Annotated in this window: 1 protein-coding gene; it reads right to left on the reverse strand. The window is 65.2% G+C overall.

Going from position 1 to position 1,341, the window contains the following annotated elements:
* Positions 1–1,308, reverse strand: a 1,308-nt coding sequence (locus tag G9373_RS45290) for an APC family permease (RefSeq protein ID WP_167121331.1), incomplete at its 3' end; no start/stop codon positions are given.
* Between the last annotated feature and the right edge of the window lie 33 nt (positions 1,309–1,341).

Here is a 1,341-nt window from a genome sequence, read left to right on the forward strand (position 1 = left end):
GCCGACGTAGCTCAGTCCCGGATTGAGGGCACCGACGACGAGGATGATCAGGTTGAAGGCGGCCACCAGAACGGCGATGGGGATCCAGATATTCGGCAGGCGGATCGGGCGGGGCCAGTGGGGGCGGTCCTTGCGTAGCAGCAGGAACGCGATGACCGCGAGGGTGATGGCGAGGATGTAGCCGAGGTTGCTGGCGATGAGGATGGCGACCGGGTTGCCGACGAATATCAGGATGCCGAGGTTGACGACCATCGTGGCCCACAGGGCCCGGCTGGGCACGCCGCGGGAGTTGAGTTGGTCGAGTTGGGTGATCGACATCTTGTCCGCCGAGAGCCCGTAGAGGGCGCGGCCGGCGTCGGCGGAGGAGGAAATCATGCTCAGAAACAGTGCCCCGCAGAGGATGACGGTGATCAGTCCGGAGAGGCCGCCGGAGATGTGGCCGATGCTGACGATGCCGTAGGTGATCGGGTTGGCGAGGAATTCGTCCTCGGTCAGTTGCCCGGCGGTGGCGAGTGGGACGATGGTGTAGGCGCCGACCATGAACAGGGCGATCGAGGTCAGGGCGCGGGAGCTGTCCCGGGTGGTGTCGCGGTATTCAGGGGCGAAGATCGCGCACAGTTCGGAGCCGTAGATCGCCCAGGCGGAGACGTAGAGCCAGACGACGAAGGAGGTCCAGTTTCCGTCCAGATGGGAAGTTAGGTTGGCGCTCGACCACTGCCCGGAGGCGAACGGTCCGATCGCCAAGGCAAGCAGGACGACGACGAAGGCGCCGCCGATGACCTGGTTGAACCGGAGAGCGACGCGGATACCGAGCACGTTCAGCGCGGTGGCGGCGATCACGGTGACAGCTGAAATGGCGTGGGGCAGGCCGAAGGCGACGCTGCCGAGGGTGAACAGGGTCCAGCTGTTGTCGGGGAACCATTGGGCGTGGACGAGTTCGCCGATGGTCAGCCCGACCAGGGAGAGCACCAGCGCCCAGCCGCACCAGTAGCCGAAGGCTGCGATCGGTGCGATCGGGGTGAAGTATCGTTTCCAACCTTCGGCTGCGAACATCGCCACACCGCCGGCCTTGTCGGCGAACATGGCGGCCATTTCGGAGAACAGCTTGTTCTGGCACAGGGCCACCACGGACAGCAGCACGCAGATCACCACTGCCGGGACGGCGCCGATGGCGCCGATGACGTACCCGACGGAGATGAACAGTCCGTTGGCGATCGGCAGGGCGAGCATGAACCCGTCGTACCAACGCAGGGTCTTCGGCGGATGGGTGTCGGCGGCGGAAGTCGGGGGCGTGGTGTTGTCGGGCATGGGGATTACCTCGAAACGGGGGAGATGAAGGAG

The organism is Rhodococcus sp. A14 (assembly GCF_011603105.1).
Classification (GTDB): Bacteria; Actinomycetota; Actinomycetes; order Mycobacteriales; family Mycobacteriaceae; genus Rhodococcus_F; species Rhodococcus_F opacus.